Below are 14036 nucleotides of genomic sequence, written 5' to 3' on the forward strand. Positions count from 1 at the left end.
ACGCCGTCGGTTACCGCGTCGCTCCCAGCTCCGCCAGCGCCCCGTCCGCCAGCCGGTAGACCGTCCACTCGTCCTGCGGCCGGGCGCCCAGCGACTCGTAGAAGGCGATGGAGGGGGTGTTCCAGTTCAGGACCGACCACTCCAGGCGACCGTAGCCACGGGCCACGCAGATGCGGGCCAGCTCGGTCAGGAGGGCCTTGCCGTGGCCGCCGCCGCGCAGTTCCGGGCGTACGTACAGGTCCTCCAGGTAGATGCCGTGCACTCCGCGCCAGGTGGAGAAGTTGAGGAACCAGAGCGCGAAGCCCGCGGGCTCACCGGTGTCGGTCTCGGCGATGTGCGCGTACGCCGCCGGATGCTCGCCGAACAGCGCCTGGTGCAGCTGCTCCGGCGTCGCCCGCGCCTCGTCCGGGCACTTCTCGTACGTGGCCAGCTCGCGGACCATGGCGTGGATGACGGGGACGTCGTCGGGCGTCGCGGTACGAATCATGGCCGCAGGGTAGCCGGGCGGCGGGCGAGCGGTCGCGGGGGTTCCGCTCCGCGGACGGGGCTCGGCGGGACCGCGGCCGCAGCGCCGCCCCCCAGCCGCTCCGGGCCGGGCGCGTCCTCGTGCCCCGGTCCACGACCTGCCTCGGCGAGGGGCGTGCCGCGGCGAGCGGTGCGCCACGGCCCGGCCCTGCCCCGGCTTCCCCTAGCCGCGGATTCCACAGCCGGGGATTTCCGTAGCTGCGGATTCCGTATCTGGACAGGGCTCGTCCGGCGGTGTACCAACAAGGCCCATGAGCACGCGGACGATCAACGGCGGCATCTCCTTCTGGTACGCGCAGGACGGCATCCCGACCCCGCGCGAGCCCCTGACGGGCGACGCGACGGCGGACGTCGTCATCGTCGGCGGCGGCTACACGGGCCTGTGGACGGCGTACTACCTGAAGAAGGCCGTGCCCTTCCTCGACATCACCGTGCTGGAGGCCCGCTTCTGCGGTTACGGCGCCTCCGGCCGCAACGGCGGCTGGCTCTACAACGGCATCGCGGGCCGCGACCGGTACGCGAAGCTGCACGGCCACGAGGCCGCCGTGCGGCTCCAGCGGGCCATGAACGACACGGTCGGGGAGGTCGTGCGGGCCGCCGCCGAGGAGTCGATCGACGCCGACATACACCGGGGCGGTGTGCTGGAAGTCGCCTACACTCCCGCCCAGTTGGGCCGCCTCAAGGCCTTCCACGCCGCCGAGCTCGCCTTCGGGGAGGAGGACCGGCTGCTGCTGGGGGCCCGGGAGACGGCCGAGCGCGTCCGGGTCGCCGGGGCCGTCGGCTCCGCCTGGACCCCGCACGGCGCCCGCGTCCACCCCGTCAAGCTGCTCAAGGGGCTGGCGGCGGCCGTGGAGGCGCTGGGCGTCACCGTCCACGAGTCGACCCCCGTCACCGAGATACGCCCCAAGCACGCGGTCACTCCGTACGGCACGGTCCGCGCGCCGTACGTGCTGCGCTGCACCGAGGGGTTCACCGCGTCCCTGAAGGGCCTGCGCCGCACCTGGCTGCCGATGAACTCCTCCATGATCGCCACCGAGCCGCTGCCGGCGGAGCTGTGGGAGGCGATCGGCTGGGAGGGCCGCGAGACGCTGGGCGACATGGCGCACGCGTACATGTACGCGCAGCGCACCGCCGACGACCGGATCGCGCTCGGCGGGCGCGGGGTGCCGTACCGCTTCGGCTCGCGCACCGACAACGACGGCCGGACGCGGCCGGAGACGGTCGAGGCCCTGCGCGACGTCCTGATCCGCTTCTTCCCCCAGCTCGCGGGCGTCGCGGTCACGCACGCCTGGTCCGGGGTGCTGGGGGTGCCGCGCGACTGGTGCGCCACCGTCACCCTCGACCGCTCGACGGGCCTCGGCTGGGCGGGCGGCTACGTCGGCTCGGGCGTGGCCACCGCCAACCTCGCCGCCCGCACCCTGCGCGACCTGGTCCAGCAGGACTCCGGCCAGGCCGGCCCCACCGAGCTGACCGCGCTGCCGTGGGTGGGCCACGAAGTCCGCCGCTGGGAGCCGGAGCCGCTGCGGTGGGCGGGGGTGCGGGGGATGTACGCGGCGTACCGCGAGGCGGACCGCCGGGAGCTGACCACGCACGCGGCCGAAACGCACCGGATCGCGGTGGTGGCGGACCGGATCTCGGGCCGGCACTGACGTTCTGGGGAGCGGCCGTGCCGGGGGCCGGCGCCGCCCGGCCGCCCAGGCGGTTTCCCGCGCCCTGCGGGGCCCGGTGGCCGGGGAGCGGCTGTGGCAGGAGGGCGCCTCCTGGCCGCCGGGTCCGCTGGCCCGGCCACCCGGCCACCCGGCCGCCCGGCCGCCCGCGCGGTTTCCCGCGCCCCCCGGGGCGCGGCCGCCAGTGAAGGGGGCTGCGGCAGGGGGGCGTCTCCCGGGCGTGGGACCATCGAGCGTGCTCGACATCGGCTACTCCCTCTCCAACCGCTTCCCCGACCCCCCGCAGACCGACTACCGCCGCGCGGACGTCCACGCCCTGCGCCACGACCTCTTCTGCGGAGACGTCTACCTCGCCGACACCAAGGCGGACCGCGAGGTGTCCACAGCCTGGGGATGGGTGCCGGTGCTCGACTTCGCCTGGGCGCTCTGCGACACCGTGGAGGCGCTCGACCGCGACCCGCGCGGCAGCCGCTCCTCCCGGAGCCAGTACGCCGAGATCGACTTCACCGAGTCCAGCGACCGCATGCTCTTCGAGCGCCGCTTCGGCTGGGTCGACGTCGAGGCCGACTGGATGCCCGGCGACGAGCCCCCGCTCACCTTCAGCCACCGGCTGCTGCGCCGCGAGGCCCGCGACTTCCTGCACGACGTGATCGCCGACCTCAGCGACATGCACGACGACCTCGCCGAGAACCCGGTCATCTGGACCCTTCAGTCCCGCTTCCCGCGCCTGACGGACTAGGCGCCGGGTCCCGGGCCCGGCCCCGGACCGGGACCCGCACCCGCACCCGGGCCCGGACCTCACGCCACCACCCGCACCCCCACCTGCGCCGCGAACGCCGGTGCCAGGTCGACCAGCTGGGACGGTGTGATCACCGCGCCCGCCAGACGGTCCACGCCCCGGGCGATGTCCAGGAGCGAGGCGCCGCGCAGGTCCACGTCCTTCATCCGGGCGCCGGTGAAGTCCGCGCCGCGCAGCTCGCAGCCCGCGAACGCCACCCGGTCGAGCCGGGCCGCCGCGAAGTCCGGCTCGGCCAGGACGCAGTTCTCGAAGAGCACGTCCCGCAGGTCGGTGTCGCGCAGATTGAGGTAGTCGATCTTTCCGCCGCGGATCAGCACCCGTTCGAGCACCGCGCCGTGCAGCTGCACACCACCCATCCGGACGTCGTGGACCTCCACATCGCGCAGGGACGCGCGCGAGAGGTCGGTCCCCACGCCCCGGACCCCCGACAGCACCGTGTCGATGAGACGGGACCCGGGCAGCCGCGTCCCGTCCAGTACGCAGCCGAACACCCCGCAGTCCATGAAGCGGGCCCCGGTGCCCTCCTGGCCCGACAGGTCCAGATTCCGGAACTCCAGGCCGTCGTAGTCACCCTCCGGTTCCAGTTCCGCCGGACCGTGTGGTGCCAGCGGGGGCAGCCGGACCTCCGGACGCCGCACCGCCGTCACTTCGCTCGCCCTCTTCGCCATGACTCCATGCTGGACCACGCCACTGACAACCGACCCACCCCTACCTGTCACATTCCACCCTCCTCTCTCCGTCTCTAACGATGAGTGCCCGCACAGCGACAGGAGAGCAGAATGGACCGGATCACCGTCATCGGCGGCGGCCTCGCCGGGCTCACCGCGGCCATCACCGCCGCCGAGTCCGGCGCCCGGGTGAACCTGTACGAGTCGCACCACACGCTGGGCGGACGCGCGCGCACCGCCGAGGGCCCGTACCTGACCAACGACGGTCCGCACGCGCTGTACAACGGCGGCCCGCACTGGGCCTGGCTCAAACGCCGGGGCCTGCTGGGGCCGGTCGCCTCCGTACCGCCGCTGGAGGCCGCCAGATTCCGCTTCCACTGGGACGGCTCGCTGCGGCACACTCCGCCTCTGGCCCTGCTGAAGCTGGCCCGGCAGAGTCCGGAAAGCGCCCCCGTGGACAGCGACTTCGCGTCCTGGGCGGCCGGGATCGTCGGCGCGAAGGCCGCCCGGGCCGCCGCCAACTACGCGGCGGTCGCCCTCTTCCACCACGACCCCGGATCGCTGTCCGCCGCGTTCGTCCAGGAGCGGCTGCACCGCGCGGCCGCGCTGCCGCCCGAGGCGCGCTATCCGGTGGGCGGGTGGGGCGCGCTGGTCGACCGGATGGCCACGCGCGCGTGGGAGCTGGGGGTGCACGTGGAGACCACCGCGCGCGTGGACGCGCTCCCCGACGACCACGGGCCGGTGGTCGTCGCGACCTCCCTCGACGCGGCGCGCCGGCTGCTCGGGGACGACTCGCTGCGCTGGACCAGTGGCCGTACCGTCCTGCTCGACGTCGGGCTCACCAGCCGGCGGGGCGATCCGTTCGTCGTCTCCGACCTTGAGACCCCGGGCTGGATCGAACGCTTCACGGCGGCGGGCCGTACGCTCGCGCCGGCCGGGCACCAGCTCCTCCAGGCGCAGTTCCCCATCGCGCCGCACGAGTCGAAGGCGGACGGGGTCGCGCGGGGCGAGCGGCTGCTGGACGCGGCGTTCGCGGGGTGGCGCCAGCGGCTCACCTGGCGGCGGGACGCGCTCGCGGCGGGGCGCACGGGGGCGGTGGACCTGCCCGGCACCACGTGGCGCGACCGCCCCGCGATCGACCGCGGCCACGGGGTGTTCCTGGCGGGCGACCAGGTGGCGGCTCCCGGTGTCCTGTCGGAGGTGGCGTTCGCGAGTGGGGTGGAGGCGGGGGTGGGGGCGGTGCGGGGGTTGCGGATGGCGGCGGCGTGACGGTTGCCCGGGGCCCGTCTGCGGCCGCTCGCGCAGTTCCCCGCGCCCCTTCGGGCCAGGGGTCCGTCTGTGACCGCCCGCGCAGTTCCCCGCGCCCCTTCAGGGCTCCGACTTCGTCTGCGGGCCGGTGGCGGGTTGCTCGCGCAGTTCCCCGCGCCCCTTATTGGGTCGGACTTCGTCTGGCGGCCGGTGGTGGGCTGGTCGCGCAGTTCCCCGCGCCCCTGGAAGGGTGCCGGTCCGGTTGTTGTCTGCGGGTGGTGGTGGGCTGGTCGCGCAGTTCCCCGCGCCCCTAGGGGGTCGGCCGCAGCCGGAACAGTCGGCTCAGCCACAGGCTTTGAGGGGCGCGGGGAACTGCGCGACCAGCCGCCCACGACCCGCAGACGAACCCCTGGCCCGAAGGGGCGCGGGGAACTGTGCGGCCAGGTCGCCACCCGGTCGCAGGCGGAAGGAGGGGGCTGGGCGCAGCCCGGGAAGGGGGCTTACGGCAGGAGGCGTTGCTCCTTGCCTCGGGCCACCGCCCCCGCCCGCGTCTCCACCCCCAACTTCTCGTAGATCCGCCCCAGATGCGTCTTCACCGTCGCCTCGCTGATGAACAGCGCCCGCGCGATCTCACGGTTGCCCAGGCCCCGGGACAGCTGCGCCAGGATGTCCAGTTCGCGGTCGGTGAGCGAGGGCGCGCCCGTACCCCGCATGCGTTCCATCACCCGGCTCGCCACCGGCGGCGACAGCGCCGTACGGCCCTGGGCCGCCGCGCGGATCGCCGCGAACAGCCCCTCCGGGCGTTCGGCCTTCAGCAGATACCCCGTCGCCCCGGCCGCGATCGCCCGCGTGATGTCCGCGTCCGTGTCGTACGTCGTCAGGACGAGCACCCGTACCCCCGTCCCCGCGATCCGCCGCGTCGCCTCGACTCCGTCGATGCCCGGGCCGAGTTGGAGGTCCATCAGCACGACGTCGGGGCGTACCCGGGCCGCCGCCGCGACCGCCTCCTCGCCGCTGCCCGCCTCCCCGACCACCTCGATGTCGGGCTCGCTGCCGAGCAGGGCGAGCAGCCCGGCCCGTACGACCGCGTGGTCGTCGCACAACAGGATCCGCACCACCGCGTTCACCGTTCCTCCAGGGGGATCGCCGCCGACAGCACCGTGCCCTCGCCCGGCGCCGACTCCACCGTCAGCGTCCCCGCGAGCTGCCGCACCCGCGCCCGCATCGCGGGCAGCCCGTGGCCCCGGCCGCCCCGAGGCCCCACGCCCGCGACCGCGAACCCGCGTCCGTCGTCCGCCACGTCCAGCACGATCTGGTCACCCAGATAGGTGAGGGTGAGCGCGGCCGTGGCCGCGCGCGCGTGCTCGGTCACGTTCGCCAGCGCCCCCTGCGCGATCCGCAGCAGCGCCGACTCGACCCGGTCGGGCAGCGCCACCGGCACCCCGTCGACGTGCAGCCGTACGTCCAGGCCGGACTCGGCCGCCGCCCGCGCGGCCAGCGCCCGCAGCGCCTGGGGCAGGCTGCCGCCCGCCGCGAGCTCCGCGGGCGCGAGGTCGTGGACGAAGCGGCGCGCCTCGGCCAGGTTGCGCTCCGCGATCGACTCGGCCGTACGGACGTGGCGGCGCGCCGCCGCCGGGTCGGACTCCCACACCCGCTCGGACGCCTGGAGCAGCATCTGCTGGCTCGACAGGCCCTGCGCGAGCGTGTCGTGGATCTCCATGGACAGGCGCTGGCGCTCCGCGAGCGTGCCCTCGCGCCGTTCGGTGGCGGCCAGTTCGCGCCGGGTGCGCAGCAGGTCGTCGATGAGCAGGCGCTGCCGGTCGCCCTGGCGCTGCATATGGACGAAGACGGCGGTGGCGACGGCCGCGACGGCGGGCGGCGCGACCACCAGGTTGGGGTCGATCCCCTCGGCCAGCGTCAGTTGCGCGGCCACCACGAACGCCGTCAGCAGCGCCACCAGCACCAGCGCGGCCCGCGTCGGCAGCGTCCGCAGCCCGGTGTAGAACAGCGGCACCGCGCACCACGAGAAGCTCGGCGCGAGCACCACCAGCACCATCCACACCGCCACCACCACCCCCAGCCAGCCGAGCCGCCGGGGGGTGAGCCGCGTACCCAGCGCGGGGCCGAGGACGTACAGCGCGGCCAGGGCGGCCGAGAGCGCGACGATCCACGCGGTGCGGCCGTCGCCGGGGTGGCGGATCAGGAAGCGCGCGAGCGAGGCGCCCAGCAGCAGGAAGAAGGCGGCGTGCATCACCGCGGGCAGCCAGCGCTCGTCGGCCGCCGGCCGTTCGCCGCACCGCTCCGCCGCTGCCTCCACTGACCGGCTCCTGACCTGCGCGTACGTACGTATTCGTACTCATCCTCACCCGGTCCGGCCACCCTCGCATCAGCCGATCGGATGACGGCCGGGTCGACCGGTCCGCCCCCGGGGACCAGCCGGTGCGCCGACCGGGCGGTGGCCTCCCGGGGCCCACGATCGAAGCATGGACACGAACCAGAGCATGGACACGAACCAGAGCATGGACACGAACAAGGACACGAGCACGAGCACCATGACCCGCACCAGCACGGGCGCGGACATGGGCTCCGGCACGGGCCGGAACGCCTCCCGTTCGCTCGGCTTCCGGCCCACCAGGAAGCTCCTCGTCGGCGCTCTCGCCGCCACGGCCCTCGCCGCCGGCACCTTCGGCGCGGTCGGCGCCAGCGCCGCCGCCCCCGCCGCCGGGGCCCCCGCCGCCCCCCGCGCCGACGCGGGCGACCGCGACCTGACCCACTCCACCCACCTCACCGTCGCCGCCGCGACCAGGGCCGCCACCGCCGCCCTCGACGCCGCCCGCAAGGAAAACCAGCGCGTCTCGGTCGCCGTCGTCGACCGCAACGGCAACACCGTGGTCACCCTGCGCGGCGACGGCGCCGGGCCGCAGTCGTACGAGTCGGCCGGGCGCAAGGCGTACACCGCCGTCTCCTGGAACGCCCCCACGTCCGTGCTGGCAGGCCGCCTCGCCCAGGCGCCCCAGCTCAAGGACATCCCCGGCACGCTCTTCCTCGCGGGTGGCGCGCCCGTACGGGACCAGGGCGCCCCGATCGCGGGCATCGGCGTGGCCGGCGCCCCCAGCGGCGACCTGGACGAGAAGTTCGCCCAGGCGGGCGTCGCCGCACTGACCAAGTAGCCCCCCGGGCCCAGCAGCCCCCGGACGCATGGAGCCCCCCGACCGGGCAATCCCGCCAATCGAGCCGCCCAGCGCAAGCACCCACCCCACCTGGCGCGAAACGGTCCCTCCGCCCCGCATCCTCACGCCCCCCGCGCCCCCGCCCGTAGGATCGCCGTGTGGATCACCGCAGCGCGATACGACGTCGCCGGCTCGCCCTCTCCGCCGTTGCCGTCCTGCTCGCCCTCGGCGGCTGCACGGGCGGGGTGGAGGGCAAGCCGGGGGCGGCGGGGCTGCGGGACGGGCTCTTTCCCAGGCTGGGCAACGGCGGGTACGACGCCGAGCACTACGGCGTCGTCCTCGACTACGACCCGGCCCGCGGCCACCTCACCGGCCGCGTCACCCTCGACGCCCGCGCCACCCGCGACCTCAGCGCCTTCAACCTCGACTTCGCGGGGATGGAGGTGACGTCGGCGACGGTCGGCGGCGAGCGCGCGGACGCCAACCGGGCGGGCAGCGAGCTGACCCTGCGCCCGGCGGACGAGATCGGCAAGGGGGAGCGGTTCCGTACGAGCGTCGCCTACTCCGGGACCCCCAGGACCCTCACCGACCAGGACGGCTCGCACGAGGGCTGGCTGCGGCCCGCCGGCGGCGGCGCGCTCGCGCTCGGCGAGCCCGCCGGGTCGATGAGCTGGTTCCCGTCCAACAACCACCCCGCCGACAAGGCGACGTACGACCTGGCGGTCACCGTGCCCGAGGGGTTCACGGCGGTCTCCAACGGCGAGCTCGCCTCGACGGTCACCAGGAACGGGCGGACCACCTTCACCTGGCACACCGGGGAGCCGATGGCGAGCTATCTGGCGACGGTGGCGATCGGGCGGTACGACCTGAAGCCGGTCACCACGGTGGCGGGACTGCCCGTCCACACCGCGGTCGACCGGGCCGCGGCGAAGGAGTCCGCCGAGGTGGTCGGGCAGCTCCCGGAGATCGTCGCCTGGGGGAAGCAGAACTTCGGTCCCTACCCCTTCTCCTCCACGGGGGTGATCGTGGCGCCCGAGGGATCGGCCGAGTACGCGCTGGAGACCCAGAACCGGCCGGTGATCCCCGCCGACCAGCTCGACACCACGACCCTCGTCCACGAGCTCGCCCACCAGTGGTTCGGCGACTCGGTGACGCCCCGGCGCTGGAAGGACATGTGGCTGAACGAGGGCTTCGCGACGTACGCGGAGTGGCTGTGGAGCGAGGACCACGGCGGCAGGTCCGCCCAGGCGCACTTCGACGAGGTGTATGCCAAGCCGGACGACGACGAGGTGTGGGACTTCCCGCCCGCCGAGCCCCCGTCGGCCGCCCGGATCTCAAACAAGCCGGTGTACGAGCGCGGCGCGATGGTGGTGCACCGGATCCGCCGGGCCGTCGGGGACGACGCGTTCTACGACCTCGTCCAGGGCTGGACGAAGCGGTACCGGCACGCGAACGCCTCCACGGAGGACTTCGTCCGGTTCGTGGAGGAGCGGTCCGACGAGGCCCTGACGGACCTGTGGGACACCTGGCTCTACGGGGAGGGCAAGCCCAAGTCCCCGTAGAGCCGGGCGGGTCGTGCCGGCGGACCGGCCTACCGGTGTGTCACTTCACGTTGTCACTTCACGTTGACGGCGGTCCACGCGGCGGCCACCGTCTTGTACTCGGTGCTGCTCGCCCCGTACAGGTCGGCCGCAGCCTGGAGGGTCGTGGTGCGCGCCTTGGCGTAGTTGGTCGTCGACGTCATGTAGGTGGACAGCGCCTTGTACCAGATCTTGTACGCCTTGGTCCGCCCGATGCCCGTGACCTTGGAGCCGTCGGACGTCGGGGAGTTGTAGCTGACGCCGTTGATCACCTTCGCGCCGCTGCCCTCGGACAGCAGGTAGAAGAAGTGGTTGGCGACGCCGGACGAGTAGTGCACGTCCTTGTTGCCGACCGTGCTCGACCAGTAGTCCGCCGACTGGCCGTCCTTGCTCGGCTTGTCCATGTAGCGCAGCGGGGTGCCGTTGCCGCGGATGTCGATCTTCTCGCCGATGAGGTAGTCACCGGGGTCGCTGGCGTTGTTGGCGAAGAACTCCACCGACGTGCCGAGGATGTCGCTGGTGGCCTCGTTGAGCCCGCCGGACTCCTTGCTGTAGTTGAGCTTGGCGGTGGCGGCGGTCAGGCCGTGGCTCATCTCGTGGCCGGCGACGTCGAGCGCGGTGAGCGGCTTGAGGTTGTTCGCGCCGTCGCCGTACGTCATGCAGAAGCAGCTGTCGTCCCAGAAGGCGTTGACGTACGCGTTGCCGTAGTGGACGCGGGAGTACGCGGCCTTGCCGTTGCCCGCGATGCCGTTGCGGTTGAGCTCGGCCTTGTAGAAGTCCCAGGTCACGGCGGCGCCGTAGTGCGCGTCCACACCGGCGGTCTCACGGTTCTGCGGGGTGCCGTCGCCCCAGGTGTCCACCGACTTGGCGAAGAGGGTGCCGGTGCCGGAGGAGCCGTGCTTGAGGTCGTACGTCTTGTGCCCGCCGCGGCCCGCGTCCGTCAGGCTGTACGTGGTGCCGGACTTGGAGGTGCCGAGGGTGACCTTGCCGGAGTACTCGCTGGTGCCGGTCCCGGTGTCGATGGCCTCGTACGCGTAGAGCTCGGCGCCGGTCGCGGCGTCGGTGATGACATGGCGCTCGCTGGGGGTGCCGTCGCGCTGGGTGCCGGTGAGGACGGCCTCGTACGCCAGGACGGGCTTGCCGCCGGCGGCCCAGACGACCTTGCGGGCGTGGGCCGGGGCGGCCTTGAGGGAGGCGCCGGAGGTGGCGACGGATATCCGGGCCTCGATGCTCTTGCTGACCCCCTTCAAAGAGCCGTCCTTCTTGGCGTGGACGACGAGGTCGCCGCCGAGGACGGGCAGGCCGTCGTAGGTGCGCTCGTAACGGGTGTGGACGGTGCCGTCCACGTCCTTGACGACGTCCCGTACGACGAGGGCCTCCTTGGCGCCGAGGCCCAGCCGGTGGGCGGTGGCGGGCGCGGCGGCCTGGGCGGCCTGGAGCGCGCCGGCGCGCTCGGCCACACCGAGCACGCGGGCGCCTGCACCCGCCTCGCGGTCGGCGGCTCCGGCACTGGTGCCCGACTGGACGCCGACGACGACCATGGCGGCGGTGGCGGCGAGTGCGGCGGCACGCAGGGAAGTTCTCACGGAGGGGTCTCCTTCACTCGATCCGTTGCGCGGTGGGGGTGCGCGGTGGGGGGTGGTGCGAGTGGGTGGCTCCCGTGCGGGTGGGGCCCGTCCGGGCGGTGTCCGCACAGGAGTTGGGCGCAGGTGCGTGGGGCGCATCTGCGTGTGGTGCGTGGGGTGAGCGTGCCAGCGGATGACCGGTTCTTGACAGGGTACCGACAAGTATTTGACTGGAATGTGTCCGTCAGGGGGTGCGGGGTGTCCGGTAAACGTGCGGTTCGCGGGGGTGGGAACCGGGTACCGGGCGCGGGCACGCCGAAGCCCCCGGCGCGAAGGGCGCGGGGGGCTTCGGGGGTCGTTCTCTCAGGCGCGGGTGCCGGCGGCGGCGCTCAGGCCGGTGCCGGGCCGGTGCCGGAGCGGAGGCTCAGACGTTGACGCCGAAGTCCTGGGCGATGCCGACGAGGCCCGAGGCGTACCCCTGGCCGACCGCGCGGAACTTCCACTCCGCGCCGTTGCGGTACAGCTCGCCGAAGACCATGGCAGTCTCGGTGGCGGCGTCCTCGCTCAGGTCGTAGCGCGCGATCTCGGCGCCGCCGGCCTGGTTGATGATGCGGATGAACGCGTTGCGGACCTGGCCGAAGTTCTGCGAGCGGTTCTCCGCGTCGTAGATGGAGACCGGGAAGACGATCTTGTCGACGTCGGCGGGGAGGCCGGCCAGGTTGACGTTGATCTGCTCGTCGTCGCCCTCGCCCTGGCCCGTGACGTTGTCACCGGTGTGGACGATGGTCTGGTCCGGGGTGGACTTGTTGTTGAAGAAGACGAAGTGGGCGTCCGAGTAGACCTTGCCCGCCGGGTTGACCGCGATCGCGGAGGCGTCGAGGTCGAAGTCGGTGCCGGTGGTGGTGCGGACGTCCCAGCCGAGGCCCACCGTGACGGCGGTCAGGCCCGGGGCCTCCTTGGTGAGCGAGACGTTGCCGCCCTTGGACAGGCTTACAGCCATGGGAAGTCCCCTTCGTCGTACGTCGTGATGTGCGGGCTACGGCCGTTCCCGAAGCTACCGTCATCCCTCTTAACGTCGGCAGGGCATGCCGGGTTCCAGTTGTCTTTACTTTCTTTGCCGGAGTGCGGACGGGCGGGTGCCGTGCAAAAGAGGGTGACGCGGCGCGCCGGGCGGGGGACCATGGAGCCCATGTCCGGGCCCTACCTCATCCGCGGCTCCGTCTCCCTTCCGGAGGCCGAGCTCATGTGGCGTTTCTCGCGGTCCTCCGGGCCCGGCGGGCAGCACGTCAACACCAGCGACTCGCAGGTGGAGCTCCGCTTCGACCTCGCGCGTACGGAGGCGCTGCCGGAGGTGTGGAAGGAGCGGGCGCTGGCGCGGCTGGAGTCGCGGCTGGTGGGTGGGGTCGTGACGGTCCGGGCCTCCGAGCACCGGTCGCAGTGGCGCAACCGGGAGACGGCGGCGGTACGGCTGGCGGCGCTGCTGGCCGAGGCGACCGCGCCGCCGCCGAAGCCTCGGCGGGCGACGCGGATTCCCCGGGGGATCAATGAGCGGCGGTTGCGGGAGAAGAAGGCCCGAGGCGAAACAAAACGCGGCCGCACGGGCCGCGACTGGTAACCAACCCTCCCGGGCGCCAGCACCCCGGCCCCCTTCGCCGGGACCTGCGCCCCCCCACCCCCTTCGGCGGGACCTGCGCCCCCACCCCCCTCGCGGGACCTGCGCCCCCCACCCGCTTCGGCGGGACCTTCGGCCCCACCCCTCTCGGCGGGGCCTGCGGCCCCCGCGCCCCGCTTGCGGGGCTGCGCCCCGGCCCCTCTTTTGCCTGCGGACCGTGGTGGGCTGGTCGCGCAGTTCCCCGCGCCCCTGAGGTACTCCACCGCACCCGGAGAACCGCCCTCGGCCCAAGACCCCCAGAGCCGCGGGAAACGACGCGACCAACCACCCACCGCCCCCTGAAGAGGCGCGGGGAACTGCGCGAGCAACCCACCACCGGCCGGCAGGCGAAGTCCCGGCCCGTTCAGGGGCGCGGGGAACTGCGCGAGCAGCCCGCCACCGGCCGGCAGGCGAAGTCCCGGCCGTTCAGGGGCGCGGGGAACTGCGCGAGCAACCCTCCACCGGCCCGCAGGCAAGGACCCCGCCCGGGAGGGCGCTCAGCCCAGTTGGCGGTACCGCCCCCGGAAGTACGTCAGCGGCCCCCCCTCCGCACTGGGCAACTCCACCCCCAGCACCCGGGCGATCACCAGCGTGTGATCGCCGGCCTCCACCCGCTGTTCCGTCCGGCACTCCAGCGTCGACAGCGCACCCCCCACCAAAGGCGCCCCGCTCAGCTCGCCCCTCTTGTAGGCGATGTCGTCGAAGAGCAGGCGGTCGCTGATGCGGCCCTTCATCGCGAAGCGGCCCGCGATGTGGCGCTGGCTCTCCGAGAGGACCGAGACCGCCCAGAGGGGCTGCTCGGCGAGCAGGTCGTCCATGCGGGAGCCGTTGCGTACGCTCACCAGGATCAGCGGGGGGTCGATGGAGACGGACAGGAACGCCGTGGCCGTCATGCCGACGTCCTCGCCGCGCGGGCCCGCGTCCTCGTCGTGGGCGGTCACCAGCACCACCCCGCCGGCCAGCCGGGACATCGCGGCACGGAATTCGTCATTGCTCACCCCCTCAGCATGGGGGGTCTGCGACGGCAGGGACGGGAGAGCTCGGAGAACGTCTGTCTGCAACACGTACAGAACGCTAGTCTCCGGCGTCAACGCCGCACATCGGGCCCTGGGACCAGAGAGGTCCTAGGACCAGGGAGCGCAGGGAGGCCGCCGTACTGCAAA

Annotated in this window: 13 protein-coding genes; 6 read left to right on the forward strand and 7 right to left on the reverse strand. The window is 73.5% G+C overall.

Annotation, left to right across the window (positions count from 1 at the left end; genetic code table 11):
- Positions 1-10 precede the first annotated feature (10 nt).
- Positions 11-487, reverse strand: coding sequence for an N-acetyltransferase family protein (locus AC069K_RS12495; RefSeq protein WP_478615073.1), 477 nt, complete (start codon positions 485-487; stop codon positions 11-13).
- A 289-nt stretch (positions 488-776) separates the two neighbouring features.
- Between AC069K_RS12495 and AC069K_RS12500 the strand changes: the two genes are divergently transcribed.
- Both AC069K_RS12500 and AC069K_RS12505 read left to right on the forward strand, forming a co-directional pair.
- Complete coding sequence (locus AC069K_RS12500) at positions 777-2174, forward strand: NAD(P)/FAD-dependent oxidoreductase (protein ID WP_478615076.1); 1398 nt, start codon at positions 777-779, stop codon at positions 2172-2174.
- Between the two features lie 253 nt (positions 2175-2427).
- Positions 2428-2931, forward strand: coding sequence for a hypothetical protein (locus AC069K_RS12505; protein WP_365100636.1), 504 nt, complete (start codon positions 2428-2430; stop codon positions 2929-2931).
- Between the two features lie 59 nt (positions 2932-2990).
- Here AC069K_RS12505 and AC069K_RS12510 read toward each other — a convergent pair whose 3' ends face one another.
- Entirely contained in the window at positions 2991-3659 is a 669-nt protein-coding gene (locus AC069K_RS12510) for a pentapeptide repeat-containing protein (protein ID WP_358831543.1), read from the reverse strand.
- A gap of 111 nt (positions 3660-3770) precedes the next feature.
- On the opposite strand from AC069K_RS12510, the gene AC069K_RS12515 reads away from it, so the two are divergent.
- The gene (locus tag AC069K_RS12515; RefSeq protein WP_365100365.1) at positions 3771-4928 is read left to right on the forward strand and encodes an NAD(P)-binding protein; all 1158 of its coding nucleotides are present in this window, start codon (positions 3771-3773) and stop codon (positions 4926-4928) included.
- 479 nt (positions 4929-5407) lie between these two features.
- On the opposite strand, the gene AC069K_RS12520 is transcribed toward AC069K_RS12515, so the two are convergent.
- Both AC069K_RS12520 and AC069K_RS12525 read right to left on the reverse strand, forming a co-directional pair.
- Positions 5408-6034 (reverse strand): response regulator, encoded by a 627-nt coding sequence (locus AC069K_RS12520; protein WP_478615080.1) that lies wholly within the window; start codon positions 6032-6034, stop codon positions 5408-5410.
- A complete protein-coding gene (locus tag AC069K_RS12525; RefSeq protein ID WP_478615247.1) occupies positions 6031-7158 on the reverse strand; it encodes a sensor histidine kinase in 1128 nt (375 codons plus the stop codon). The genes AC069K_RS12520 and AC069K_RS12525 overlap by 4 nt, the downstream gene beginning before the upstream one ends.
- A 328-nt stretch (positions 7159-7486) precedes the next feature.
- Here AC069K_RS12525 and AC069K_RS12530 point away from each other — a divergent pair, with 328 nt between their 5' ends.
- A complete protein-coding gene (locus AC069K_RS12530; protein WP_478615250.1) occupies positions 7487-8077 on the forward strand; it encodes a GlcG/HbpS family heme-binding protein in 591 nt (196 codons plus the stop codon).
- Between the two features lie 158 nt (positions 8078-8235).
- The gene (locus AC069K_RS12535) at positions 8236-9639 is read left to right on the forward strand and encodes a M1 family metallopeptidase (protein ID WP_478615083.1); all 1404 of its coding nucleotides are present in this window, start codon (positions 8236-8238) and stop codon (positions 9637-9639) included.
- 53 nt (positions 9640-9692) lie between these two features.
- On the opposite strand, the gene AC069K_RS12540 is transcribed toward AC069K_RS12535, so the two are convergent.
- Complete coding sequence (locus AC069K_RS12540; RefSeq protein WP_478615253.1) at positions 9693-11198, reverse strand: M4 family metallopeptidase; 1506 nt, start codon at positions 11196-11198, stop codon at positions 9693-9695.
- Between the two features lie 448 nt (positions 11199-11646).
- Positions 11647-12222, reverse strand: a complete 576-nt coding sequence (locus AC069K_RS12545; RefSeq protein WP_101388906.1) for a TerD family protein — start codon at positions 12220-12222, stop codon at positions 11647-11649.
- Positions 12223-12402: 180 nt separating this feature from the next.
- On the opposite strand from AC069K_RS12545, the gene arfB reads away from it, so the two are divergent.
- Positions 12403-12837, forward strand: coding sequence for an alternative ribosome rescue aminoacyl-tRNA hydrolase ArfB (arfB, locus tag AC069K_RS12550; protein ID WP_358831538.1), 435 nt, complete (start codon positions 12403-12405; stop codon positions 12835-12837).
- Positions 12838-13370: 533 nt separating this feature from the next.
- Here the strand turns inward: arfB and AC069K_RS12555 are convergent.
- Positions 13371-13844 (reverse strand): flavin reductase family protein, encoded by a 474-nt coding sequence (locus AC069K_RS12555; protein ID WP_478615256.1) that lies wholly within the window; start codon positions 13842-13844, stop codon positions 13371-13373.
- Positions 13845-14036 lie beyond the last annotated feature (192 nt).

The sequence above is a fragment of the Streptomyces sp. NPDC043908 genome, from assembly GCF_056435525.1.